This window comes from Citrobacter sp. RHBSTW-01013 (assembly GCF_013781985.1).
GTDB lineage: Bacteria > Pseudomonadota > Gammaproteobacteria > Enterobacterales > Enterobacteriaceae > Citrobacter > Citrobacter braakii.
On the sequence record NZ_CP056185.1, the window covers coordinates 112,034 to 135,606 of the forward strand.

22 protein-coding genes and 4 pseudogenes are annotated in these 23,573 nt (G+C 52.6%); 4 read left to right on the plus strand and 22 right to left on the minus strand.

The annotated features are described in order from the left end of the window. Positions 1-30 precede the first annotated feature (30 nt). The 11 genes from HV350_RS00565 to HV350_RS00615 all read right to left on the minus strand — a co-directional run bounded on the left by HV350_RS00565 (position 31) and on the right by HV350_RS00615 (position 7,541). Entirely contained in the window at positions 31-603 is a 573-nt protein-coding gene (locus tag HV350_RS00565) for a hypothetical protein (RefSeq protein WP_004099040.1), read from the minus strand. Between the two features lie 91 nt (positions 604-694). Further along, the gene (locus HV350_RS00570) at positions 695-1,663 is read right to left on the minus strand and encodes a magnesium and cobalt transport protein CorA (protein ID WP_032640602.1); all 969 of its coding nucleotides are present in this window, start codon (positions 1,661-1,663) and stop codon (positions 695-697) included. Between the two features lie 280 nt (positions 1,664-1,943). After that, complete coding sequence (locus tag HV350_RS00575) at positions 1,944-2,948, minus strand: IS110-like element IS4321 family transposase (protein ID WP_000427623.1); 1,005 nt, start codon at positions 2,946-2,948, stop codon at positions 1,944-1,946. A 78-nt stretch (positions 2,949-3,026) separates the two neighbouring features. Continuing rightward, entirely contained in the window at positions 3,027-3,584 is a 558-nt protein-coding gene (locus tag HV350_RS00580; RefSeq protein ID WP_003100847.1) for a recombinase family protein, read from the minus strand. After that, positions 3,578-3,949, minus strand: a complete 372-nt coding sequence (locus HV350_RS00585; protein ID WP_003100853.1) for a hypothetical protein — start codon at positions 3,947-3,949, stop codon at positions 3,578-3,580. Before HV350_RS00585 ends, HV350_RS00580 begins: the two co-directional genes overlap by 7 nt. Continuing rightward, a complete protein-coding gene (locus HV350_RS00590) occupies positions 3,946-4,446 on the minus strand; it encodes a hypothetical protein (RefSeq protein ID WP_003100856.1) in 501 nt (166 codons plus the stop codon). Before HV350_RS00590 ends, HV350_RS00585 begins: the two co-directional genes overlap by 4 nt. 47 nt (positions 4,447-4,493) lie before the next feature. Continuing rightward, a complete protein-coding gene (locus HV350_RS00595; protein WP_181629594.1) occupies positions 4,494-4,769 on the minus strand; it encodes a hypothetical protein in 276 nt (91 codons plus the stop codon). A 254-nt stretch (positions 4,770-5,023) separates the two neighbouring features. Beyond that, the gene (locus HV350_RS00600) at positions 5,024-5,380 is read right to left on the minus strand and encodes a cupin domain-containing protein (protein WP_003465043.1); all 357 of its coding nucleotides are present in this window, start codon (positions 5,378-5,380) and stop codon (positions 5,024-5,026) included. Then, the gene (locus HV350_RS00605) at positions 5,370-5,771 is read right to left on the minus strand and encodes a DUF86 domain-containing protein (RefSeq protein WP_001293886.1); all 402 of its coding nucleotides are present in this window, start codon (positions 5,769-5,771) and stop codon (positions 5,370-5,372) included. Before HV350_RS00605 ends, HV350_RS00600 begins: the two co-directional genes overlap by 11 nt. Further along, positions 5,768-6,058: a nucleotidyltransferase gene (locus HV350_RS00610; protein WP_001247892.1), complete on the minus strand. Its 291-nt coding sequence runs from the start codon at positions 6,056-6,058 to the stop codon at positions 5,768-5,770. The genes HV350_RS00605 and HV350_RS00610 overlap by 4 nt, the downstream gene beginning before the upstream one ends. A gap of 442 nt (positions 6,059-6,500) precedes the next feature. After that, positions 6,501-7,541, minus strand: coding sequence for an IS110-like element IS4321 family transposase (locus HV350_RS00615; protein ID WP_181629596.1), 1,041 nt, complete (start codon positions 7,539-7,541; stop codon positions 6,501-6,503). A 24-nt stretch (positions 7,542-7,565) separates the two neighbouring features. Between HV350_RS00615 and HV350_RS00620 the strand changes: the two genes are divergently transcribed. Then, positions 7,566-8,270: an IS6-like element IS26 family transposase gene (locus HV350_RS00620; RefSeq protein ID WP_047389788.1), complete on the plus strand. Its 705-nt coding sequence runs from the start codon at positions 7,566-7,568 to the stop codon at positions 8,268-8,270. 48 nt (positions 8,271-8,318) lie between these two features. Here HV350_RS00620 and HV350_RS00625 read toward each other — a convergent pair. Beyond that, positions 8,319-10,964: pseudogene (locus tag HV350_RS00625) on the minus strand (Tn3-like element Tn5403 family transposase); the annotation flags it as partial. Between the two features lie 94 nt (positions 10,965-11,058). Here HV350_RS00625 and HV350_RS00630 point away from each other — a divergent pair. Next, entirely contained in the window at positions 11,059-11,664 is a 606-nt protein-coding gene (locus HV350_RS00630; RefSeq protein ID WP_000509966.1) for a recombinase family protein, read from the plus strand. A gap of 289 nt (positions 11,665-11,953) precedes the next feature. On the opposite strand, the gene HV350_RS00635 is transcribed toward HV350_RS00630, so the two are convergent. Then, a complete protein-coding gene (locus tag HV350_RS00635) occupies positions 11,954-13,441 on the minus strand; it encodes a methyl-accepting chemotaxis protein (RefSeq protein WP_063931241.1) in 1,488 nt (495 codons plus the stop codon). 284 nt (positions 13,442-13,725) lie between these two features. Between HV350_RS00635 and HV350_RS00640 the strand changes: the two are divergent. After that, a pseudogene (locus tag HV350_RS00640) lies at positions 13,726-14,156 on the plus strand (IS1-like element IS1A family transposase); the annotation flags it as partial. Positions 14,157-14,434: 278 nt separating this feature from the next. Here the strand turns inward: HV350_RS00640 and HV350_RS00645 are convergent. From HV350_RS00645 to HV350_RS26815, 3 genes and pseudogenes are all read right to left on the minus strand, one after another. Beyond that, positions 14,435-15,439 (minus strand): IS110-like element IS4321 family transposase, encoded by a 1,005-nt coding sequence (locus tag HV350_RS00645; protein ID WP_000427623.1) that lies wholly within the window; start codon positions 15,437-15,439, stop codon positions 14,435-14,437. Between the two features lie 99 nt (positions 15,440-15,538). Then, positions 15,539-15,726, minus strand: a pseudogene (locus HV350_RS00650) (Tn3 family transposase); the annotation flags it as partial. A 73-nt stretch (positions 15,727-15,799) separates the two neighbouring features. After that, positions 15,800-16,195, minus strand: a pseudogene (locus HV350_RS26815) (alpha/beta hydrolase); the annotation flags it as partial. Between the two features lie 143 nt (positions 16,196-16,338). Here HV350_RS26815 and HV350_RS00660 point away from each other — a divergent pair. After that, positions 16,339-17,361: an IS110 family transposase gene (locus HV350_RS00660; protein ID WP_001567660.1), complete on the plus strand. Its 1,023-nt coding sequence runs from the start codon at positions 16,339-16,341 to the stop codon at positions 17,359-17,361. A 638-nt stretch (positions 17,362-17,999) separates the two neighbouring features. Here the strand turns inward: HV350_RS00660 and HV350_RS00665 are convergent. The 6 genes from HV350_RS00665 to HV350_RS00690 all read right to left on the minus strand — a co-directional run bounded on the left by HV350_RS00665 (position 18,000) and on the right by HV350_RS00690 (position 23,426). Next, positions 18,000-19,706 (minus strand): DUF927 domain-containing protein, encoded by a 1,707-nt coding sequence (locus HV350_RS00665; RefSeq protein ID WP_181629597.1) that lies wholly within the window; start codon positions 19,704-19,706, stop codon positions 18,000-18,002. After that, positions 19,703-20,572: a toprim domain-containing protein gene (locus HV350_RS00670; protein WP_181629599.1), complete on the minus strand. Its 870-nt coding sequence runs from the start codon at positions 20,570-20,572 to the stop codon at positions 19,703-19,705. Before HV350_RS00670 ends, HV350_RS00665 begins: the two co-directional genes overlap by 4 nt. 82 nt (positions 20,573-20,654) lie before the next feature. Continuing rightward, positions 20,655-21,104: a hypothetical protein gene (locus HV350_RS00675; RefSeq protein ID WP_061280832.1), complete on the minus strand. Its 450-nt coding sequence runs from the start codon at positions 21,102-21,104 to the stop codon at positions 20,655-20,657. After that, entirely contained in the window at positions 21,101-21,277 is a 177-nt protein-coding gene (locus HV350_RS00680; protein ID WP_061280834.1) for an AlpA family phage regulatory protein, read from the minus strand. Before HV350_RS00680 ends, HV350_RS00675 begins: the two co-directional genes overlap by 4 nt. Before the next feature lie 90 nt (positions 21,278-21,367). Beyond that, positions 21,368-21,967, minus strand: a complete 600-nt coding sequence (locus HV350_RS00685) for a hypothetical protein (RefSeq protein ID WP_249418025.1) — start codon at positions 21,965-21,967, stop codon at positions 21,368-21,370. Positions 21,968-22,169: 202 nt separating this feature from the next. Then, positions 22,170-23,426 (minus strand): site-specific integrase, encoded by a 1,257-nt coding sequence (locus tag HV350_RS00690; protein WP_181629600.1) that lies wholly within the window; start codon positions 23,424-23,426, stop codon positions 22,170-22,172. Positions 23,427-23,573 lie beyond the last annotated feature (147 nt).

Genomic DNA, 23,573 nt, shown 5'->3' on the forward strand with positions numbered 1-23,573 from the left:
AAGGCCAGCCTTTCCGGCTAAGCGACACCGCTATTCGTCGCTGATGACGTCTTCGCCCTGGTATGGAACCCTGATCAGCCGAGGATCTCGAATGATGCTCGTGACGAGCCAGACATATTCCTGCTCGGCGGTATCGAAGCCGAGGATGCTGAAGGATTGGCCGAAAGGGCATGGCGGGAAGTCTGGAAAGCCCTCGCGCAGAACGTAACGCTCGGGATCGCTGTGAAACTCGCTCTTGTAGACTTTCCGTAGTCCGTGCTTGCTCGGCGCGTCCTGGTCACCTGCCGGTGCTGTTTCCCGATGCGCCACAAGGCGCTCGGACAAGTCGCGGGGGCAGATTTCGTGGAACACGTCGAAGGCGTCGATCAACAGGCCTTTATGCTCTGTCGCCGGATCGGTGATCGCGTAGATGTTGGAGGCATCTTCGCCGTCGTCCCCGCTCTCGAGGCGCAACGCCGCATCGACGCGAATGCTGCATGCATCGAGGGTTGACCCTAGTTCGAGATCGACGAGATTGCCGTCCTTGACGCGGTATTCGCGGTCATAGCCTTTGGCGATGAATGACTGGACTGCTTCTAGAACGTCGGTCACCTGGGAGGTCATGGAAGCACCTTCATCTTGAACTGGATTGGACACGCTCGCGCACAAAGCGCGCTGTGACTCGGCGGACGGAGAAGCTCGCGAAGTGCGTTACTCATAGCCACTTGGCCTTCTTGAAGCGCATGAATAGGAGAAGGCAGAACACCGCTATCACTCCGAGCACGACGAAGTAGCCATATGGCGTGTCCAGTTCCGGCATGTGCTTGAAGTTCATGCCATATATTCCGGCGATCGCCGTCGGGACCGCCAAGATCGCCGCCCAGGCCGCGAGCTGGCGAGTGACCACACCGATCCTTTGCGCTTCCAGAAGGCTGCTGGCCTCGAAGACCGTGGACAGGACAAGCAGGAGGCCGTCGACCATGGACTGCACGCGGTGGACATGGTCCGCGACGTCGTGGAAATATGGTGTCATTTCGGCGCTGATGCAGGGAAAGTGGCCGCGAACGAGCTTTCGCACCAGCTCGGCCATAGCCCCGAGCGTGCGCTGGAACCGCGTGAGTTCGGACCTTAGTTCGAAGATTCGCGCCACCTCTTCTGGCTCGAGGAAATCGTGCAGCGACCGTCGCTCCATCGCCAGGACGTCGTCCTCGATCATTTCGAAGATGGGCAGATACTGGTCGACCACTCGGTGCAAGATCGCGTGCAGCACATAGTCGACACCCTTGCCGAACTGCGTCGGCGATGCCTCGAGTTGCTCCCGAAGTTTGCCCAGCGCTCCGGCATTGCCGTGCCGCACGGTGATAAGGTGATTGTGACCGGTGAAGATCGCCATCTTGCCGTAGCTGATCCGGTCGCCGACCAGCTCGGCGGTCTGGGCGACGACGTACAACTCATCGTTGTAGACCTCGAGCTTGGGCGGGCACAGCGGGTGCATGGCGTTGTCGATCGCCAAAGGATGGAGGTTATACGTCGTCTGGATCGCGCTGAGTTCGTCTGCGGTGGGCTCGCTAAGCGCGATCCAGCAGAAGCCCGAGCGATTCTCGTTTAGTTCGACGTGCTCATCGAGCCTGATTTCACGGACTCGCTTACCTTCGTTGTAATAATATGCGGCGATAATGGTCATGCAGGGGTCGTCTCAGAAAACGGAATCTATGGTCACTCCCGTTTTTGCAACACCGATTTTGACGATAAATTGGCTTGCTTGAATCTATCCGGCGTCTGAATGGGATTTTATTCCCGCGCCTTGATGAGTTCCGCGCCTGATGAACCTCCAGAAAATATACGGCTTCAATGAGCCTTTCCGTTTTACAGGTTCCTCAACAGGCCGGTGGGCCGTTAGTATCATCAATATCAGTATTCGCAAAACCAGATCAGTAATTCTTTAAACCGGTGTATTTCTGCCGTTATGCTACATAAGTTTGCTGTCGTGCCGTTAGGGCCCAGGCTATTCTGGCCAGCTTGTTTGCCAGAGCACAAGTGACGACAAAGTTGCTTTTCCGGCACAGTAAATCCCTGACCCAATCGGCCAATTTGCCAGACTGGTGTTCCAGTTTTTGTATGAATACCCTGGCACATTGAACCAACAAAGTTCGGATCTTTTTATTACCTCGCTTACTAATTCCCAGCAATGTCGTCCTACCTCCCGTGCTGTACTGCCGAGGTACAAGCCCTGTTGCCGCCGCAAAGTCACGGCTGCTGGCGTACTGCTTCCCGTCGCCAATCTCAGTTGAAATAGTACTCGCTGTCAGTGTTCCGACGCAGGGAATGCTCAGCAAGCGCTGTCCAACCTCATCTTCGTCCAACTTTCGTTTCAACTGGGATTCCAAATCTTTAATCTGCTCAACAAGATAGTGATAATGCTGTTGTAATTTCAGCAATAACTGGCTGAGGTAAAGAGGCAAACTATTGTCCTCAAGAATGGTACTCAGTCGGCTAATAACGGCAGCTCCTCGGGGAACGCTAATGCCAAATTCCAGCAGAAAAGCATGCATTTGATTGGTTGTTTTTACCTTATCCTGAACCAGGGATTCACGGACACGATGCAGAGCCCGCATTGCCTGCTGAGATTCCGTTCTGGGCTGCACAAAACGCATAGACGGACGCGATGCAGCTTCACAAATAGCTTCGGCGTCGACAAAGTCGTTTTTATTGCTTTTAACGAACGGGCGGACAAATTGTGGTGATATCAGCTTTGGGGAATGCCCCAACTCTTCCAACTTGCGTGCCATAAAGTGAGAACCGCCACAGGCTTCCATTGCGATGGTTGTAGCGGGGCATGTCGCCAAAAATTCGATCAACTTTGGCCGGGTAAATTTTTTACGGTAAACAGCCTTCCCGCGACGATCCTGGCAATGAATATGGAAAGAGTTTTTACCCAGATCGATACCAATGAGCGCAATGTTTTCCATGATAGTTCTCCGAATGAAAGCCTGTCCTCAGCATAGTACCGGGAAGGAGGGAGTGACCATCTCATTAAATAAAGCACGCTAAGCGTGCGTGGAGGCTGGCACCCAGCGGTACAGCGTCGGAATGGACACGCCGAGGTTCTTGGCCACGTCCTTGGGCGGCACCCCGCTGGCCAGCAGCTTCTTGGCCGACTCGATCTTGCTGTCGGTCATCTTCGGCTTGCGGCCGCCTTTGCGGCCGAGCTGCTTGGCGACTTCCAGCCCGGCGCGGGTGCGCTCGACGGTCAGCTCGCGCTCCATTTCGGCAAGGCTCGCCATGACGTGGAAGAAGAACCGCCCGGATGGTGTGCCGGTGTCGATGGAGTCGGTGAGGCTCCTGAACTGGACACCGTGCTTGTGCAGATCGCCGACCAGATCGACCAGTTGCTTGACCGACCGGCCCAGCCGGTCGAGCTTCCAGACGACCAAAGTATCGCCTTCGCGCAGCATTTCGAGCGTCTTGGCCAAGCCAGGCCGGTCTGCCCGCGTGCCACTCACCTTGTCCTCGAAGACCTTTTTACATCCGGCCTTGCTCAAGGCTTCGCGTTGCAGCTCCAGGTTCTGATCCTGCGTCGAGACGCGCGCATAGCCAATCAACATGGCTTGTCTCGCGCCCGGTCGATGCGTTCCTGCATCGCCTGCATCACTTCTTCGTGGGTGTACGATCTGGCGTTGGCGTCGGTGGCTTGCCGCAGGGCTTCCTCAACCTCGCGCGTCATCCGCTCGTAATCCTCCGGCCACAGCGCTTGCTCCATGCGCAGCGACGCCTGACCCAGCAGGTGCAGCAGGCTGAACAGCCGCATGTCGTTGGTGGCGACGATGCGCTCCCGAATCTGCTCCTGAATAGCTTCGCTAGCCCGATGCGCTTGTGGTGTGGCAGTCCCCTCGTAGTCAGCGGGGAATTCCGCTTCCTCGGCAATCCTTGCCCAGGCGCTGGCCAGCGCCTCGATGGTTGACGTGCTCATTTCCGCCGCTCCTGTGCTCTTTGGCGAATCAACCGGCCAAGGGGCCTCGACGCGAAAACCAGCAGCATCACGCCTATCGGATACCAGGTCGAGAAGACCACCAAGGCATCGAAGGCTGGCCGTCCGGTGTTGGTAGGCAGTACGGCGGTCACAGCCATCAACCCGCCGACCGTCCAGATGATGCGCCACACGTAGGGCATCACGCGGGGCACGTAGCCGTCATCGAAAGCGGTCTGGTAGTAGCGGCGCAGGCCGCGCTCGGCAAGCGCCTGGCGCTGCCGCTCCGACAGCGCATCCGTCCGGCCATACCAGCGCCGGAATGGTGGACAGCGCAGCAGCAAAGGGGTGAAGAGGATCATCACCGCCACGATCGCGACACCCCACGCCATGACGGCGCCGGCATCGGGCCGCTTGGCGTTCTCGATCACGGGCGCGAAGACGCCCGGAGCACCGATCATCCAGAACAGCGCAATGTGCTGATGGAAGGAGAGCTTCATTTGCTCATCCACTTGCGCAGCAGGCGCTTTTTCAGGGAGGCGCGTTCTTACGGGTTGCGTCCCTTGTGATTGGCGATGCGATCCGCCGTGGCGGCCTGGCGCTTGACGGGCCAGTAGGAGCGGCCATCCTTGCCCATCGACCAGACGCTGCTGGCCTGGTTTTCCAGCAGGGGCAGATGGGCGCTCAGGGCTTCGGGCGACGCGCTGGTCAGCGCCGTGCGCTCACGGGTGCGCCAGCGCTGATGCCAGAGCTTCTTGTCCTCGCGCTCGCTGCCGCAGGTCGTGTGCCCGACGATGGGTGTTTTGCGGCGGCTGCGGCTCATAACGTAGTGGTCTCCAAGAACATTCAGGACTGATCCCAGGCGTCGATGGTCAAGACCTGATCGGCAGGACAGGCGGCTACGCGGTCGGGAACTGGATGGTGTTCAGTCTCATGCCGACCCCATTCGATTGATCGCGTCGCTTGCGGCACGCTGCGACGCAAGGAGGTTTGCGACCTGGTTTAGCAGCCGTGTCCGCTGCATGTCTGTTACCTATCTCCCCGACCGCTCATTGGACCAACTCCAGAGATTGGGCTCTATCGCTCAGCCAATACGAAACCGGCATTGGCTGATGCCACAACCGAGACGAACACAAATGGCTCGGTACCTGTATTTCGCGCCCCGTGCACTTGGCCCGGTCTTGCCACGGCTATCTCACCTTCCCTGAGGGCACGAACAATCCCATTGCCCTGAAAGTAATCAGCCATTCCCGACAAAACAGTCCACGTGTCTTGGCCGTGAGGATGAATGTGAGCCGCAATTTCCTGCCCGGGATGGACATGCCAAACCACGATAATTGAGTCTCGGGTTTCAAGCACAACGGAACGAATAGGCTCGCCTTCGGACGGCTGAACATACTCGGCTACAGAAAATATTCTCGATTCAACAGTCATCGGAGATCCCTCTTTCACAGTTGTCGTTACGGTCTTCATCGTCGGCATCCTGACGCACGGCGGGCAATTGCTGGAGCAACGCCGGCAGCCATTCCTGTACCGTCTCCCACACCACATCGAGGTTGATGTCGAAATAGCCGTGAGCCATGCGATTACGCATATTGCGCATGCTGCGCCACGGCACGTCGGCATGCGCCTGGGTGAACTCGACGTAGCCATCCATCACCTTTGTGGCCGCCTCGCCGATGACGATCAGGCTCATGATGACGGCCTGCTGGGTGCGCTTGTCGGCCAAGAAGTCGTCCTTGGCCATCCCTTCCACGAAGCTGCGCGCATCGGTTGCGGCCTGCTGAATGTGGTCGAGGTAATCGGGCAGGCGGTTCTCGCTCATATCGGTTGCGCCTCCGCGAGCACCTTGGCCCGGAACTTCGGCGGCAGGTCGCCGGGAGTCAGCAGATCGACGTCAACGCCGAGCAGCGATTTCAGTTCTTCTTCCAAATCGCCCAAGTCCAACAACGTGGCACCGGGCAGCGCATCGACCAACAGGTCGAGGTCGCTGCCATCCCGGTCGGTGCCATGCAGCACCGAGCCGAAGACGCGCGGGTTCGCGGCGCGAAAGCGGCCTACCGCTTCACGCACTGCGCTTCGCTTCATGTCAAGCACAACAGACGGTCGCATGCGCATCCTTTCTTATCGAAACTCGTTGAGATGATATGCAATCAAGAATAGAATTTCAAGAACTATTTTCGAGAATCGCAATGCCTTGATTCCCGTGCCGCGTGTCATTTTCAGAAGGTGACTGCACGGAATATCAAGAGTCGGCTGCACAGTCTTTTCTGATCTGTGGTCGTCTCAGAAAACGGAATCTATGGTCACTCCCGTTTTTGCAACACCGATTTTGACGATAAATTGGCTTGCTTGAATCTATCCGGCGTCTGAATGGGATTTTATTCCCGCGCCTTGATGAGTTCCGCGCCTGATGAACCTCCAGAAAATATACGGCTTCAATGAGCCTTTCCGTTTTACAGGTTCCTCAACAGGCCGGTGGGCCGTTAGTATCATCAATATCAGTATTCGCAAAACCAGATCAGTAATTCTTTAAACCGGTGTATTTCTGCCGTTATGCTACATAAGTTTGCTGTCGTGCCGTTAGGGCCCAGGCTATTCTGGCCAGCTTGTTTGCCAGAGCACAAGTGACGACAAAGTTGCTTTTCCGGCACAGTAAATCCCTGACCCAATCGGCCAATTTGCCAGACTGGTGTTCCAGTTTTTGTATGAATACCCTGGCACATTGAACCAACAAAGTTCGGATCTTTTTATTACCTCGCTTACTAATTCCCAGCAATGTCGTCCTACCTCCCGTGCTGTACTGCCGAGGTACAAGCCCTGTTGCCGCCGCAAAGTCACGGCTGCTGGCGTACTGCTTCCCGTCGCCAATCTCAGTTGAAATAGTACTCGCTGTCAGTGTTCCGACGCAGGGAATGCTCAGCAAGCGCTGTCCAACCTCATCTTCGTCCAACTTTCGTTTCAACTGGGATTCCAAATCTTTAATCTGCTCAACAAGATAGTGATAATGCTGTTGTAATTTCAGCAATAACTGGCTGAGGTAAAGAGGCAAACTATTGTCCTCAAGAATGGTACTCAGTCGGCTAATAACGGCAGCTCCTCGGGGAACGCTAATGCCAAATTCCAGCAGAAAAGCATGCATTTGATTGGTTGTTTTTACCTTATCCTGAACCAGGGATTCACGGACACGATGCAGAGCCCGCATTGCCTGCTGAGATTCCGTTCTGGGCTGCACAAAACGCATAGACGGACGCGATGCAGCTTCACAAATAGCTTCGGCGTCGACAAAGTCGTTTTTATTGCTTTTAACGAACGGGCGGACAAATTGTGGTGATATCAGCTTTGGGGAATGCCCCAACTCTTCCAACTTGCGTGCCATAAAGTGAGAACCGCCACAGGCTTCCATTGCGATGGTTGTAGCGGGGCATGTCGCCAAAAATTCGATCAACTTTGGCCGGGTAAATTTTTTACGGTAAACAGCCTTCCCGCGACGATCCTGGCAATGAATATGGAAAGAGTTTTTACCCAGATCGATACCAATGAGCGCAATGTTTTCGGCACTGTTGCAAATAGTCGGTGGTGATAAACTTATCATCCCCTTTTGCTGATGGAGCTGCACATGAACCCATTCAAAGGCCGGCATTTTCAGCGTGACATCATTCTGTGGGCCGTACGCTGGTACTGCAAATACGGCATCAGTTACCGTGAGCTGCAGGAGATGCTGGCTGAACGCGGAGTGAATGTCGATCACTCCACGATTTACCGCTGGGTTCAGCGTTATGCGCCTGAAATGGAAAAACGGCTGCGCTGGTACTGGCGTAACCCTTCCGATCTTTGCCCGTGGCACATGGATGAAACCTACGTGAAGGTCAATGGCCGCTGGGCGTATCTGTACCGGGCCGTCGACAGCCGGGGCCGCACTGTCGATTTTTATCTCTCCTCCCGTCGTAACAGCAAAGCTGCATACCGGTTTCTGGGTAAAATCCTCAACAACGTGAAGAAGTGGCAGATCCCGCGATTCATCAACACGGATAAAGCGCCCGCCTATGGTCGCGCGCTTGCTCTGCTCAAACGCGAAGGCCGGTGCCCGTCTGACGTTGAACACCGACAGATTAAGTACCGGAACAACGTGATTGAATGCGATCATGGCAAACTGAAACGGATAATCGGCGCCACGCTGGGATTTAAATCCATGAAGACGGCTTACGCCACCATCAAAGGTATTGAGGTGATGCGTGCACTACGCAAAGGCCAGGGCTCAGCATTTTATTATGGTGATCCCCTGGGCGAAATGCGCCTGGTAAGCAGAGTTTTTGAAATGTAAGGCCTTTGAATAAGACAAAAGGCTGCCTCATCGCTAACTTTGCAACAGTGCCTTTTTGAGCGCATGGTGGGCCTCTCCCTTGTTAAGACCGATCTGAGCACGCCGCTGCATGTCCGTATCCAGGATCCACTCAATAATGAAAAGGGTCCGTTCAATACGACCAACTTCACGAAGCGCAACTGCAAGGTTGTTTTGTCGTGGGTAAGAAGCGAGCTTGCGCAGGAGTTGGCTGGGCCTGATTTTGCCAGCGGTCATCGTCGCGGCACAACGGAAAATATCAGGCCAGTTCGCAACGATAAGATCCTCCCGGGCTTTTCCACCTACCAACTTGCGTAACTCCCTGGGGGTCGTATCGGGATTAAATACGTACAACCGCTTCGATGGCAGATCCCTGATTCGCAGAACGAGATTGTAGCCGAGCAGGCTACTGGCTCCGAACAAATGGTCGGTGAATCCTGCTGTATCGGCATACTGTTCGCGAACATGGCGACCGACCTCGTTCATCAGTAGTCCATCGAGAATATACGGTGCCTCGCTCACGGTCGCCGGGATCGACTGACAAGCGAATGGCGCGAACTGGTCGCTTACGTGAGTATACGCTTTGAGGCCGGGAACAGAACCATATTTGGCATTGACCATGTTCATGGCTTCGCCATGCCGCGCTGTCGGGAAAAACTGACCATCGCTCGATGCTGACGTGCCCATCCCCCAGACGCGTGACATCGGCAGTTTACCCTGCGCGGCCACCACAATTGCCAATGCCTGGTTCATGGCTTCGCTTTCAACATGCCAGCGGGCAAGGCGTGAGAGCTGCCAGTAATCATGCGTGTTTGTAGCTTCCGCCATCTTACGCAGGCCCAGATTGAGCCCTTCAGCGAGCAGGACGTTGAGCAGACCGATCCGGTCGCGACATGGAGCCCCGGTTCTCAGATGGGTAAACGCATCTGTGAAACCAAGGGCTGCATCAACTTCAAGCAGCATGTCGGTAATCCGAACGGACGGCATTCGGCGATACAGATCCAGTATGAGTGCCTCGGCACCATCCGGCACGTCTGCTGTCAACCTGTCGATCCGCAACGTTCCATCTTCTATGCTACCGTGCGGAATAGTGCCGTTACGGGCAGCCCGGGCCAGCCGCTTAAGAGCGATCGTGAGTCGCGCCTTTCTGTCTGCCAGCCAATCCTGTGGGTTGGAAGGCACGGCCAGTTTTGCATTTTCCTGCGCCGCGATCATCGGCACCAGTACCTGCTTGAGGTCACCATAGCGGCGCGAATGAGCGAGCCAGACATCTCCGGAACGAAAAGCATCCCGGAGGTGAAAGAGTACCGCCACTTCCCAAAGACGGGTATCTCCTTTTTCCTGAGCTCGTAAATGACGGTTCCATTTGGAGCTGGGCCGCAGGAAACGCCTTTCTGGCGATGCAACACCTTTCATCTCTCCGATCGACAAAGCTGCTGCTACCAATGGTCCGGCGACCGGCGCGGCTTCGAGCTTCAGACAGCGCAACATGCGGGGCGCATAACGACGAAAGCGATGGTATCCCTGCCCGACATATGCAAGAGGCTCATCGGCTAGCGTGTTGCTGAGTTGAGTCCCTGTCGCTACCAGTTGAGCGAGCCGGTCCCATGCAACCGAACTGGCGACAGCCATCTCCAGCGGGGTTCCGTCACTGCGGGCCTCAAGCAACGAAGCTCCCAGCGCGGTGAAGGTACGGATCGTATCCGTGAGTGTGGCTTTAGAGCCGGAAATTGTTTCGTCATGCTGGCGCTTCGCTTCCCGCCAGGTTTTTCCTACGATCCTGTCATGGGTTTCGACTATGGCATCAGCAATCGCCGCTTCCCACTCCACAACACAGACGGCAAGGATCGCCCAGCGGCGGTCCGAAGTGATGTCACGCAAACCGTCGGTGAAGTAGCGTTCACCCTGCCGACGCAGCCGGGCAATGCGATGGGCAGGTATGCTGGCCAAAGCACTATGATTGATATTCAGGGTACGCAGAAATTCGAGCCTGTCGAGCAAACGGTTAGCAGCAGCCGAGTTGTTACCAACCTCGAAGTTGCGAAGCCAGATGAAACGACTGATATTGCCGGCGAGCATTTCACTCAGAAGTTTGTCCAGGTGATCGCGAACATCCGCTGTTAAATTTTCCGCAATCCGCGTTTCAATCCGCCGCTCAGCGGCGACCAGAGCATCCGCGCACAAGCGCTCGATTGTCGATACTGCGGGCAGAATGGTGGAAGTTTCCCGACACCGCACAATAAAACGATGAGCAAGATCCTCGTTTGATCTGGCATCTTCGGCCTGGCCGAAAGTCCACTCCCGCAGATCACGGGCACCACGGCCCGTGAAGGTCTTGTAGCCGTAAATTTCGCGCAGCGTGTCCATGTGCTGCTGACGGGTTTGGCGCCGTGTGGCATAAGTGAGAAGCGCATCAGCCGGAACTCCAAGCTGAGCACCGACGAAGGAAAGGACTTCACGCGGGATCATCTCACCAGGAGCCAGTGCACGGCCCGGATATCGTAAGGCACAAAGTTGCAGGGCAAAGCCAATCCTGTTTTCCGGTCTGCGGCGCTGCCTAATGTTTTCCAGGTCATCATCGCCCAGCGTGTAGAACTTCAGTAGCGACAGTTCGTCCGTGGGCAGATCGAACAGCGCTGCTCGCTGCCGTTCGGTGAAAATATGGCGTCGTGACATACAAATTCGTCCCTTTTGAAGTATAGTCTGTTTTGGACAACAGCCAGCCCATATAAATCAGGGCGTTCCGATACAAAAATCCAGGAGGGTTCAATTGGGACATCGTGCCGCCATTTACTGCCGGGTTTCAACAGCGGATCAGTCTTGTGAACGCCAGGAATTTGATCTGCGAGCCTTCGCCGGCCGTGCCGGCTACGACGTGGTGGGAATATTTAAGGAAACAGGTTCAGGAACTAAACTCGACCGGGCCGAGCGAAAGAAAGTCCTGGCGCTTGCCCAGTCCAGACAAATTGATGCAATCCTGGTCACTGAGCTTTCCCGGTGGGGGCGCTCGACGCTCGATCTGCTCAATACGCTACGTGAACTGGAGAACTGGAAGGTTTCCGTGATAGCCATGAATGGAATGGCGTTCGATCTTTCGTCGCCGTATGGACGAATGCTGGCGACGTTTCTTTCCGGCATTGCGGAGTTTGAGCGGGATCTCATCAGCGAGCGGGTCAAGTCAGGCCTTGCTGTTGCGAAGGCACGTGGTAAGAGGCTTGGTCGTCAGGCCGGAGTGCGACCAAAATCAGACCGACTTTTGCCTAAGGTGGTTGCGATGAGGGCCGAGGGACGCAGCTATCGCTGGATCGCACGCGAGCTCGGTATCAGCAAGAATACCGTCGCTGACATCGTGCAACGACACAGAGCTAACGCTTAGGGTGTCATTTCGCCCTCAGCCGGAACCGACCCCTACCAGCTCAGGAATATGTAAGCCTGGCGCACCGACTTTCATGCGCTAACGCGCATACAGTGGACTGGCTGCGCCCTGCTCACCACTCATGACACCCTCTTTCAGGTTGGAGTCAGTTTGGGTATAGAAAAATTTTGTGCGTTAAGTGATAACAGGTGTCTGGAAATATAGGGGCCAATCCACGGATTCACGAAGGGTTATAAACGATTTCCTGCGAAATCTCTCCCTGACCTCCCAACTATATCCGGGCGTTGCGTCACGGTTCCTGCCCGTCCCGGAGTCTGAACGCATTAACCAGTGAAGACAGTGTGTCGGCCTGCTCAGACATTGCCCTTGCCGCACTGGCTGACTGTTCAACAAGCGCAGCATTCTGCTGGGTGGAGGTATCTATCTGTCCGATCGCCTGATTAATCTGGCGTACTCCGCCACTTTGTTCTGTTGCAGCCTGAGCAATTTCCACGATTATCTGGGCGATCTGCCCGGCGTTCACCGACATCTCCTGCATGACTTCACCGGCCCGGTCAATCAGGTCACGGCCAGACTGGGCCTGTTCCACTGATTCATCGATCAGCCCCTTGATATCTTTGGCCGCCGTGGCACTCTTCTTCGCCAGACTACGAACTTCGGCTGCTACAACCGCAAATCCCCGTCCGGATTCACCGGCACGCGCTGCCTCAACGGCCGCATTCAGTGCCAGGATGTTGGTCTGGAAGGCGATGGATTCAATGACGTTAATAATATCCGCCATTCTCTGGGAGGACTGGTGAATGCCTTCCATCTGACGGGTAGTGGCCTGCATCATTTCTGTATTACGCTTAACAATACTGCCCCCTTCCTGTACAAGGGTCTGTGCCTGACGGGCGTTTTCTGCCGTATTTTCTATAGTGGCCGTCAGTTGCTCCAGTGCAGACGCCGTCTCAACGAGTGCACTGGCCTGTTCTTCAGTACGGGAAGAGAGATCCTGGTTTCCGGCCGCTATCTGGGAAGATGCCGTTGACACCGAAGAGGAACTGTCGCGAACCTGGCTGAGCATGCGGCTGATATTAATACTTGTAGCTTTCAGCCCGGACAGCAGACGTCCTGTTTCATCTTCCGGATAACGTTCACGGAACGCGGTTGTCATATCTCCGTTGCCGGCAGCCTCTATCCCCTTCATGGCCTCATCCAGCGGGCGGGTGATACTGCGGGTAATGATGATCATGATGCCAATCCCCGCGATAATGGCCAGCAGCGCCACAATGGAAAAGATAATATTGTTACGAACCAGACTGGCAGCCAGGCGCTCCATTCCATCATTCAGGACGACGTTAATGTCATCCATCATGGGTTTCAGCTGGTCTGACAGGCCATTCAGGGAAGCAGCACTTCCGCCCTTTGATACAGCCTCGTCATGAGCGGAAAAATATTTTTGCTGCTGAAGTACTACCTTTTCCCAGAGCTGTTGCCCCTCCCCCAGATCTTCTGGTGAGACTGTGTTCTGCATGGCGGTAATGGAATCCTGAAGTTCCTTATATTTTTTCTGATACGCGGCAGCATCGTTATCAGCGAGAAATTCCTTACCGGCATCGATAATGGCCAAATTGATATCATATAACTCATTCACCGTTGCCGTACGCGCCATGGAGCCTTTTATCATGGCGTAGTTATACTGGTTAACCAGCAACAGCCCAACTATAAATACCAGCAGTGCGCCAAACCCCAGCGACAGTTTTCTGGCGACAGAAAGATCCCTGAAAAATCCCATAAAATCTGTATTCCTTACTCTGTAATCGTTTAAAAAGGCATGCATCCTTCATAACCATCAGTTTACGGCCGGCACTTATTTCCTGCCGGGCATCCTTCACCGGGAGTAGTTATGAAAATGTGAATATATTATCGGCATGACAGGAGTAAACTTGATGGTATTTCCCGTTAAAGTGATGTAGCCCCCTGAAACACCAGACAGTAGCTGTATCTCCAGATAAGAGATAGGCGGTGATGCTGCCAACTTACTGATTTAGTGTATGATGGTGTTTTTGAGGTGCTCCAGTGGCTTCTGTTTCTATCAGCTGTCCCTCCTGTTCAGCTACTGACGGGGTGGTGCGTAACGGCAAAAGCACTGCCGGACATCAGCGCTATCTCTGCTCTCACTGCCGTAAAACATGGCAACTGCAGTTCACTTACACCGCTTCTCAACCCGGTACGCACCAGAAAATCATTGATATGGCCATGAATGGCGTTGGATGCCGGGCAACCGCCCGCATTATGGGCGTTGGCCTCAACACGATTTTACGTCACTTAAAAAACTCAGGCCGCAGTCGGTAACCTCGCGCATACAGCCGGGCAGTGACGTCATCGTCTGCGCGGAAATGGACGAACAGTGGGGATACGTCGGGGCTAAATCGCGCCAGCGCTGGCTGTTTTACGCGTATGACAGGCTCCGGAAGACGGTTGTTGCGCACGTATTCGGTGAACGCACTAGGGGTCCGCTTGGAAAACGGAATCTATGGTCACTCCCGTTTTTGCAACACCGATTTTGACGACAAGTTGGCTTGCTTGAATCTATCCGGCGTCTGAATGGGATTTTATTCCCGCGCCTTGATGAGTTCCGCGCCTGATGAACCTCCAGAAAATATACGGCTTCAATGAGCCTTTCCGTTTTACAGGTTCCTCAACAGGCCGGTGGGCCGTTAGTATCATCAATATCAGTATTCGCAAAACCAGATCAGTAATTCTTTAAACCGGTGTATTTCTGCCGTTATGCTACATAAGTTTGCTGTCGTGCCGTTAGGGCCCAGGCTATTCTGGCCAGCTTGTTTGCCAGAGCACAAGTGACGACAAAGTTGCTTTTCCGGCACAGTAAATCCCTGACCCAATCGGCCAATTTGCCAGACTGGTGTTCCAGTTTTTGTATGAATACCCTGGCACATTGAACCAACAAAGTTCGGATCTTTTTATTACCTCGCTTACTAATTCCCAGCAATGTCGTCCTACCTCCCGTGCTGTACTGCCGAGGTACAAGCCCTGTTGCCGCCGCAAAGTCACGGCTGCTGGCGTACTGCTTCCCGTCGCCAATCTCAGTTGAAATAGTACTCGCTGTCAGTGTTCCGACGCAGGGAATGCTCAGCAAGCGCTGTCCAACCTCATCTTCGTCCAACTTTCGTTTCAACTGGGATTCCAAATCTTTAATCTGCTCAACAAGATAGTGATAATGCTGTTGTAATTTCAGCAATAACTGGCTGAGGTAAAGAGGCAAACTATTGTCCTCAAGAATGGTACTCAGTCGGCTAATAACGGCAGCTCCTCGGGGAACGCTAATGCCAAATTCCAGCAGAAAAGCATGCATTTGATTGGTTGTTTTTACCTTATCCTGAACCAGGGATTCACGGACACGATGCAGAGCCCGCATTGCCTGCTGAGATTCCGTTCTGGGCTGCACAAAACGCATAGACGGACGCGATGCAGCTTCACAAATAGCTTCGGCGTCGACAAAGTCGTTTTTATTGCTTTTAACGAACGGGCGGACAAATTGTGGTGATATCAGCTTTGGGGAATGCCCCAACTCTTCCAACTTGCGTGCCATAAAGTGAGAACCGCCACAGGCTTCCATTGCGATGGTTGTAGCGGGGCATGTCGCCAAAAATTCGATCAACTTTGGCCGGGTAAATTTTTTACGGTAAACAGCCTTCCCGCGACGATCCTGGCAATGAATATGGAAAGAGTTTTTACCCAGATCGATACCAATGAGCGCAATGTTTTCCATGATAGTTCTCCGAATGAAAGCCTGTCCTCAGCATAATACCGGGAAGGAGGGAGTGACCATCTCATTAATTATCCCACGCTAAGACTATATTTTGTACAGCAGTGGAGAAGGATGAGAGACCAGCAGTTCATTAACAGGGACTCCTTTTTGCTTAAGCGGCTCAATGGTTCTTTCTATATAAACCGTATTCCAGAGTGTTATCGCCGCCGTATGTAGTGTCAGCGCCGGTGGCGTGGTAACGCTGATCCTCCCACCCCCAGATCCCTGATTTCATTCAGCCGGTGCATGCCAGCATAAACAGCGTCCGATCTCTGCAGAAAATCGCCCTCTGCGCTACGAGTTTGAACGCATTTACTCTGTTTATAGGTAACATTCGCTCCACGATATAATGATATCGGCAACGTATTCAGCATCCTGAGCATGAGTCAGAAGGTGATCCGCCTTACCCAACGAAATGAAACTCTTGGGATGCTTTGCTGCTTTGAATATTTTTTCGGCCTGCTCAATTAACACAGTATCATCTTCAGTCGCATGAAAAATAAGCAGAGGCTTGTTCATGGCGAACACCTTATGAGCGATTTTGTGTTCCTGAATATTGTCCAGCATCTGTTTCTTTAAGGTAAATACCCGCCCGGCCAGCTCAACGGGATAGGCTCCATGCTGGTTAATGTTTTCAACATCATCCTTAAAAAGACGTTTTACGTGTGTCAGTTCTCCGGGTGATCCTATGGTGACAACGGCCTTTGCCTCAGGAAGGGGTCAGTTTGGATATCGAAAATTATTGTACGGTAAGTCTGTTCAAAAAAAAGGCTTACCGAATGGAAGGGACTTCCCCTGATTATGCGCCTGATTAACTCTTGTGCAATCATGGGGTAAACACAACCCCGGAGGGATTCGTTATGACCATTACTACTGTCGGTATCGATCTTGCTAAAAATGTGTTCGCTGTTCATTGCGTTGACCAGAATGGCAAAACCGTTCTGGTTAAATCCAGAGTAACCCGCGCAGCTCTTCCCGGGCTGATTGCTGGTTTGCCGCCCTGTGTTATCGGGATGGAGGCGTGCTCCGGGGCTCATTACTGGGCAAGACTGTTTCGGCAGTATGGTCATGAGCCGCGTCTGATGGCCGCTAAATTTGTATCGCCTTACCGCATGGCTGGTAAATCAGGGAAAAATGATGCAGCTGATGCTCAGGCTATCTGCGAGGCGGTTCGTCGCCCACATATGCGGTTTGTGCCGGTTAAGGATGAGAGCCAGCAGGCAATGCAGTGTCTGCATCGTACCCGACAGGGTTTTATCGAAGAGAAAACAGCAACATATAATCGTCTCCGGGGGTTGATATCTGAATTCGGCGTTATCGCCCCACAAAGTACAGATGCCCTGCGCCACATAGTTTTTGAGCAGAAGAATTCTTTACCACTTCAGGTTCAGCAATGTGTTGATGATTTGCTGGAGCACGTTGCTCGCATTGAAGATAACATCGCTGAATATGACCGAATTTTGTCCCGCATGGCCAAAACAGATCATCGCAGTCAGCGGCTGATGGAATTGAAGGGCGTTGGCCCCACAACGGCCTGTGCGCTGGTCGCCAGTATCGGTAATGCACATGATTTTAAGAATGGGCGCCAGCTGGCAGCCTGGCTGGGACTGACACCATCGCAGTACAGCAGCGGCGGAAAGTCGAAGCTTGGCAGGATAACGAAAGCTGGCGATTCGTATCTGAGAACACTTCTGGTTCAGGGTGCCCGCTCGGTACTGATCGGGGCGGAGAAAAGGACTGATTTATTCAGTCGTTGGGTCTGCTCACTGGTCGAACGCAGAGGATACTGGCGCGCTGTTGTTGCCATCGCTGCCAAAAATGCAAGACTGTGCTGGGCATCATTGCATTACGGTGATGATTTCAGGTTGTACTCAGCCAGCTAAAGTACAAAGCTGTATGACCATCTGTTCTGCAACTCGTTGATGATAAAGGGTTAGACCCCGTGAGGTATATCTGCTTATTGTACAGGGCAAGTGTACCCGACTAACGAACTAGAGCCTCACGAGCGTCTTTCATCAGGGTCCGAATCGATGACGATTCATCATGACCGTTTATAGTACCGCAGTCTCTCCCCTTTATTTTTTTACTATAGTGCAGACAGAAACCGTAAACACCGGCGTTGACATGCCGGGGAAGCCCTTATAGTACAATAATTTCCGATCTCCAAACTGACCCCTAAATAGGCTGATTCGATGTGTTTGCGGGAAAAAAATCGGCCCAGATCCGCGAAATTTTAATCAGCGAGTCAGCTTGGGAAGAAATGACCTGCTTATTCGCACCTTCCCTAAGCCTTTCGGTATTGTGTAAGTTTTAATATTGTTTTTTTGCGTGTCCCACGTGTCCCATCTGTCCCGTTTTGTAAGTATTAAATAAATTCAATTAGTTACTAGCAGTTGCATGGGACAAAACCGGGACAAAACACGGGACAGAGCGGGACAAAAGTTTTCCATTGAATGTTGTGGCGGTTGTACTTTGAGCGGTTCGGGCAAAAAAATACCCGCTCGGTGGCGGGTATCGGTTGTTAGTCTGCGAGGCTGTCACGATGAATGACATAACACCTGATTCGGGACAGGCCGGGGAGGTATCGCCGCTCATTCTTAGCTATTCCCTTCTCTTGCAGAACGTTAGCCGCTCGTCTGGCATCAAGTCCGGCAAAGATAATTTTCCAGCCTTCAGCCGGGATAACATAATCATCATTGTCGATAAAGCCTATGCGTGCCGTTGGCACTTCGCATGGTTTATTTACGTCCTGAAAACGCGCCCCGTCACGCACTATGGTTTGTCTGATACGTTCAACGATTTCATTATCTTCGTGGCTTTCTGTTCCACCTCTCCGCTCAACCCATGCGGCAAAGCAAACTTTCGCCGCCTTTGTCGCGGTTCCGGCACTCCATCCCGTTATCTCTGAAGACAGCTCGCCAGCATAAGCAGCAATAGCAAATTTTTCAGCGACGCGCCCAATCTGCCCGGTAGGTTCTTCGGCCACATCAGCCAGGAAGATTGCCTTAAACTCACGCCAACCATTCTTAATGGCCTCATAGTTAATGGTCAGGTTATCAAGCCATGCGTTAAATGCTGTACCGTGGTTATCTCTCACGGCTCTGTCGAGGCGGTCAGCGAAAAGCGCACCGTTTGCCTCTCCGTGAAGCTCCTCAAAGCAGGCATATTCACAGTTATCAGCGGGTATGTTGATCACTCGCATTTCCTGCCCGGCGTATGTACTTTTACGCGCGGTATCGGCATGAGATTTAAGGTCGATCTCGCCATTGGATAATAACGCCAGACACCATTGCTGAATCTCTTTGGCCGCACCGTTTTTGGCGCTTCGCTGCTTACCTTTCCCGTTTGGTAGCATATATGCGATTTCCCCGGCCTTACTTGCGTCAACTTGGGCGATCTCATCCAGACATAGGAGGCCATCGTTATGACGTGCTGCTATACCTTCCAGCCCGTTATCTGTCGCACGCCATGAGCGAATATATTCTTTGGGGTCGGAAATAACAGAAGCGGCAACCGTCATTGACCGGGATTTGCCTGAAGATGATGCCCCTACATAATGGAAGCAGAATCCATCAACTCCCAGCATGGTGAGCATAGGGGACAGGAACGCAGTAGATACCGCCAGAACCAGACGACTATTACCAACGCACAACGCCGCCACTTCATCGCGCCATGTCGCCAGGGTGCCGCAGGATGGCTCTGGCTTTACTCGGGCATTAACCTGATAGACAACCATATCTTTATCAATTGGGTTAAATGTCCGCACCGGGGTCACGTATACAGCAGGTTTAAACCAGCCACAGCGCGTAACGCAGGTTAATCGGTTTTGGTGGGATTGCCCTTTGAGGTAACGGATAAAAGCCTTCTCATCCCAGATACGCAGGCCGCCGTTAACCAGAATGCTAATGGCTTCAGCTCCGCCATTTGCGTAAAGTGAAGTCGCAGGCATCGCCCATTTCTTTGGCATCCCGTCACGGTCACACCATGACAGAAGTTTGCCCCACGACTCGTTATCGTTGTCTCTGGTTTCCGCAGTGACCTCAATAACATCAGATATACAGACGGGTGCCGGATTGGGGTTTTTCTCCGTTGGTGCTCTGTAGAAGTAAACGCCAGCATCCCCGCGTTCCCTGTCGTACTCCCGATGTACCCAGTAAAACGGCGGCAGCTTTTCGGCTGGCGGGTTGTCTTTGTGGACTGATAAATCAATCACGTTGTTCGTGCTCATGCCATCACCTTCCATTGTTCCGCCAGTTCGTCTTTATGGTCGTTCCAGTCGCCGTTAGATGATGGAGTGAGTATTTCCGCACGGTAGCGCCGTGCGGCGTCCAGCGCTTTAGTTAAGCCGGGGTTGCCGTCAGTATTGGCGTCATTGTCAGCAGCAATGATGATGCGGGCGCGTGGAAATTCACTGCGCACACTCTCAGATACCTCTCGCAGGTTTCCGGCAGTAAAGGCGACACAGACCGGGCAGCCCGTTACTTCTCGAACGGTGGCGGCGGTGGCATAGCCTTCAGCGATGAAAATGGTTTTGTCATTGACGACTAACCCGCCCAGCCAATAGCGTCCACCTTTCAATAGTGCGCCAGATTTAAAGCGCTTTGTGCCGTCCGGCATAATGTACTGAATGGACTGTACACTTCCGTACTGATCATGGATTGGAATCAGTAACCAGTCACCAGATTGATAAATGCCATGCGCCCCAACACCTTTGCGCAATAGGTAAGGGTGATTATCACTGGCGGGAACTGCGCTACTAATCTTGGCTCTACATTCGGCAGCGGCGGCAACCTCAGCTTTACGCTGTATCGCTCCAATTGCCCGGCGTGCTTCCATCATCACGCGCTTACGTTCAATGCTGTTGACCTGTACACCATCGGCAAAGTGACACGCGGTTATGCCAGTTTTCCAGCTACCAAAAGCACAGCCCGCGCCATCAGGGAATGGGTAAGCCCAGCCATTAAGTGAGCCGGATTTATCGCCCTCGATACGAAAGCGGACTACGTTACCGGGTATTAGTTCCGGCAGCTCGCAAGGAATTACACCAGCTTCGCGCATGGTGTCAGACAGGGATTGCGGTTGACATGTATTCATATATACTTTTCCTGTTACTGTGCTGGCGGGTCTGTCGCCAAACTTCACCGCCAGCGAATGAATTAATATGTTTTTAGTAGTGCTAATCGGCATCCTTTGGGGTGCCGTTTTGCTTTATCCGGTCATTAATTTCCTCCAGCAAGTCTTCAGCCTTAACCAATTCTCTGATTGCCTTTGCTGTCCGCGCTGCCTCTGCTTCAGCTTTGTCGGCTGATTTTTTGGCTAACTGTTCGCGCCTTTCGGCTCTGGCTTGAGCATCCAACTCCCAATCGCATGAAAGGTGGCGGCCATCTAGATACCTGCTTACGATAACGCCTCTTTCATCCGTATCCTCATGAATGAACCACCAGCCATGCTTCTCGTTCATTAATTGCTGCAATGGTGAGCGATAGTGTTTACCTGCTATTTGAAGTAATTCGTCTTCACAAACAGGGCCATCAACCAGCGCGCGCCAGATTCGATATGCCTTTGTGCCTGGCTTAGGGATAGTGTGCAACGGCGCAGTAATCAGGATTTTCTCCCAGTTCTTCATTTTTTGGCCTCCAGCCATGAGTTGATTTCCGCAGTTGAGAACGCCGCCACTCTGGGGGACAGTTTGACCGGTTTCGGCATCTTTCCTGCTTTAACCCAACGCCACAATGAGGGCATTGAAATGCCTAGTTCCTCAGCAAGATTCTTTGGGCGGATATAGCTTGGTTTTAACATATATGCCTCGATAGCTTGTTAGTATCACGGGTAGTCCGTAGAGCTAAGAATGCCACCCCAGATATCGAGATAAGTCAGTTATCATCCGCATCAGATTTTTTTTTTCGTTTCCCTTATCGACTTAGATATTGAGCCCTTCTTAGCACTTCTCACGCGATCACCTTCAACGGCCAACTCAACTAGGCCATCCGGCTTTTCTGTCACGGCATCTTTATATTTTTCTTTAAGCCAGTTAATAAAATCATCTTCTGGCTTTTTTTTGGGCAGCGCATGCGTACCCTCTTCAATCTCGTGAAGATATTTGATGATATAAGACTCAAATATCCCTGGGCGGCTACCATTTTTGCCACCATTTGATCGTACTTTTCGAACCTTTTCTTTGCCGTCATGAATAGCATTGATGATTCCTCCTGCCGCTTGAATATCTTGGCGGTGTGTTTCAATCACCTGGCCGTAATGACTTCTAACAAAATTGGCGTTCATCTCCGCGAGTCTCAATGAATGCCGCAATTGAGCATTTTCTCTGGATAGTTCTGCGAGGGCAGATTCTGTATTTCCTGATAGCGCGTTATTTAGAGTCTCAATGTGAGCATTTAGCCTCACTATCTCTAACTCATTCTCCTTCGCTTGCCTTAAGTAACTAGCCAGCGCTTCATCAGATAACCCCATTTGGTTTTGTAAATTGCTCATTATTCACCCTACACGTCTGTTATTTGTACTACCCATCAGTGTTGAGACAGGTTTTTGTCCCGTCCTGTCCCGTCTTTTGTCCCGGTTTTGTCCCATGCGACTGCTAGTAACTAATTGAATTTATTTAATACTTACAAAACGGGACAGATGGGACACGTGGGACACGCAAAAAAACAATATTGAAAACCTATCCACTGAATCATCATGCTTTCCTCAATGGTTGAACGTTGTATTCCTCGCCACGCTCTAAGGCTTCCATCAGGTCGGCCAATAGAACTAACGCCTCCCGGCGCTCTTCTAGATACTGGTGACGGTTGTAGATGCCCTCGACGCCTTTGATGCGGTGATTAAGGCAACGCTCAGCAACAATGGGATTCACACCTAACGCTTCGAGATGGGTTCGGGCGGTGCGCCTAAGGTCGTGGATTGTGAAGTTCGGTACACCAGGCATCTCATGCTTCACCTTCGCCAGCGCAACGGGTAGGGTGCTTTCCTGAATATGGGGGATCATGCGGTGCTGTTGCTTACGTGCTGGCAGTACCCATTTGCTATTACAGGAAAGAAGGTGAAGCTCCTCAAGCCATTCGATAGCCTGCTTTGGCAGTGGAATATCAATGCCGTCACCAGTTTTGGTACGCTCTCCCGGCAAATACCACATGCCATTAGATAAATCGAACTCACTCCAGCGAGCGGCGCACAGTTCCATTTTCCTGACGCAAGTAACCAGTAACAGCTTTATCGTCAATTCGTTCTCGCGGCTAAAGCCTTTCGCCATTCGCATGGCTTCAAAGAGTTGAACCAGTTCCGGCCTGGTTAACCATCGTTCTCGAGATGTTTCCTTACCGCCCGCGTCACTTATATCAAAGGCGGCTGCGGGGTTAACCTCAATCATTCCCAGCTTGATCGCATGGTCAAAGATGCGGCGTACCCATCGCAGGACGTCATTAGCAACGGATGGCGCACCACGTTTCAGAATTGCTTGGAGTAAAGCGTCAATATCCCTGGGCTTTATCTCGTTAACCTTCTTTTTGCCCATGCGCGGATTTATGTCTTTCTCAAGACGGCGGCGCAGAATGTCAGGGTGTTTCCATGTACCCAGCACTTTCTTCTTAAAATAGTCTTCAGCGACTTCAGTCACGGTTTTATCGTTCCGGTCAGCTTCTATTTTGGCTTTTACCTCTGCCTTACGTTCCTGCTTCTCTCCGGCAACGTCATATCCAAGGGAAACGCGAGCGGCTAGCTCTCGGGTGATTTCACGGGCTTTAGCTAATGAGATAGCGCCATATGTGCCAATGGTCATTACACGGGGTTTGCCTGCTAACCGATATCGAAAGCGCCATGAAGGGATTGTGTCGTGGGTTCTATAACGTAGGTACAAGCCGTTACCGTCTGCTTTGCCCTCGAAGCGTGTTCCGGCTTTTACCCATGCCTTGATTTGAATGTCAGTTAGCTTGCCCATATTCACCTGTATTCTTGTACCCGATTAAGAGTTTGCCTTTCGTGGCTTTGTACACGTTAGGGTACACAAGAAATATGCGCTTTTATGATACTAACTGCAACTTTGTGACATTAAAAAAGCCCGTGGTTAGCGGGCTTCTTCTGGTAG

Excerpts from the sequence above, each read along its gene's own strand:
- HV350_RS00570 (WP_032640602.1), bottom strand. The coding sequence starts at position 1,663 with ATGACCATTATCGCCGCATATTATTACAACGAAGGTAAGCGAGTCCGT.
- HV350_RS00675 (WP_061280832.1), bottom strand. The coding sequence starts at position 21,104 with ATGAAGAACTGGGAGAAAATCCTGATTACTGCGCCGTTGCACACTATC.
- HV350_RS00575 (WP_000427623.1), bottom strand. The coding sequence starts at position 2,948 with ATGGAAAACATTGCGCTCATTGGTATCGATCTGGGTAAAAACTCTTTC.
- HV350_RS00620 (WP_047389788.1), top strand. The coding sequence starts at position 7,566 with ATGAACCCATTCAAAGGCCGGCATTTTCAGCGTGACATCATTCTGTGG.
- HV350_RS00600 (WP_003465043.1), bottom strand. The coding sequence starts at position 5,380 with ATGACTGTTGAATCGAGAATATTTTCTGTAGCCGAGTATGTTCAGCCG.
- HV350_RS00685 (WP_249418025.1), bottom strand. The coding sequence starts at position 21,967 with ATGAGCAATTTACAAAACCAAATGGGGTTATCTGATGAAGCGCTGGCT.
- HV350_RS00690 (WP_181629600.1), bottom strand. The coding sequence starts at position 23,426 with ATGGGCAAGCTAACTGACATTCAAATCAAGGCATGGGTAAAAGCCGGA.
- HV350_RS00580 (WP_003100847.1), bottom strand. The coding sequence starts at position 3,584 with ATGTTGATTGGCTATGCGCGCGTCTCGACGCAGGATCAGAACCTGGAG.
- HV350_RS00610 (WP_001247892.1), bottom strand. The coding sequence starts at position 6,058 with ATGCGACCGTCTGTTGTGCTTGACATGAAGCGAAGCGCAGTGCGTGAA.
- HV350_RS00670 (WP_181629599.1), bottom strand. The coding sequence starts at position 20,572 with ATGAATACATGTCAACCGCAATCCCTGTCTGACACCATGCGCGAAGCT.
- HV350_RS00665 (WP_181629597.1), bottom strand. The coding sequence starts at position 19,706 with ATGAGCACGAACAACGTGATTGATTTATCAGTCCACAAAGACAACCCG.
- HV350_RS00595 (WP_181629594.1), bottom strand. The coding sequence starts at position 4,769 with ATGAGCCGCAGCCGCCGCAAAACACCCATCGTCGGGCACACGACCTGC.
- HV350_RS00565 (WP_004099040.1), bottom strand. The coding sequence starts at position 603 with ATGACCTCCCAGGTGACCGACGTTCTAGAAGCAGTCCAGTCATTCATC.
- HV350_RS00590 (WP_003100856.1), bottom strand. The coding sequence starts at position 4,446 with ATGAAGCTCTCCTTCCATCAGCACATTGCGCTGTTCTGGATGATCGGT.
- HV350_RS00585 (WP_003100853.1), bottom strand. The coding sequence starts at position 3,949 with ATGAGCACGTCAACCATCGAGGCGCTGGCCAGCGCCTGGGCAAGGATT.
- HV350_RS00615 (WP_181629596.1), bottom strand. The coding sequence starts at position 7,541 with ATGATAAGTTTATCACCACCGACTATTTGCAACAGTGCCGAAAACATT.
- HV350_RS00645 (WP_000427623.1), bottom strand. The coding sequence starts at position 15,439 with ATGGAAAACATTGCGCTCATTGGTATCGATCTGGGTAAAAACTCTTTC.
- HV350_RS00605 (WP_001293886.1), bottom strand. The coding sequence starts at position 5,771 with ATGAGCGAGAACCGCCTGCCCGATTACCTCGACCACATTCAGCAGGCC.
- HV350_RS00680 (WP_061280834.1), bottom strand. The coding sequence starts at position 21,277 with ATGTTAAAACCAAGCTATATCCGCCCAAAGAATCTTGCTGAGGAACTA.
- HV350_RS00635 (WP_063931241.1), bottom strand. The coding sequence starts at position 13,441 with ATGGGATTTTTCAGGGATCTTTCTGTCGCCAGAAAACTGTCGCTGGGG.
- HV350_RS00660 (WP_001567660.1), top strand. The coding sequence starts at position 16,339 with ATGACCATTACTACTGTCGGTATCGATCTTGCTAAAAATGTGTTCGCT.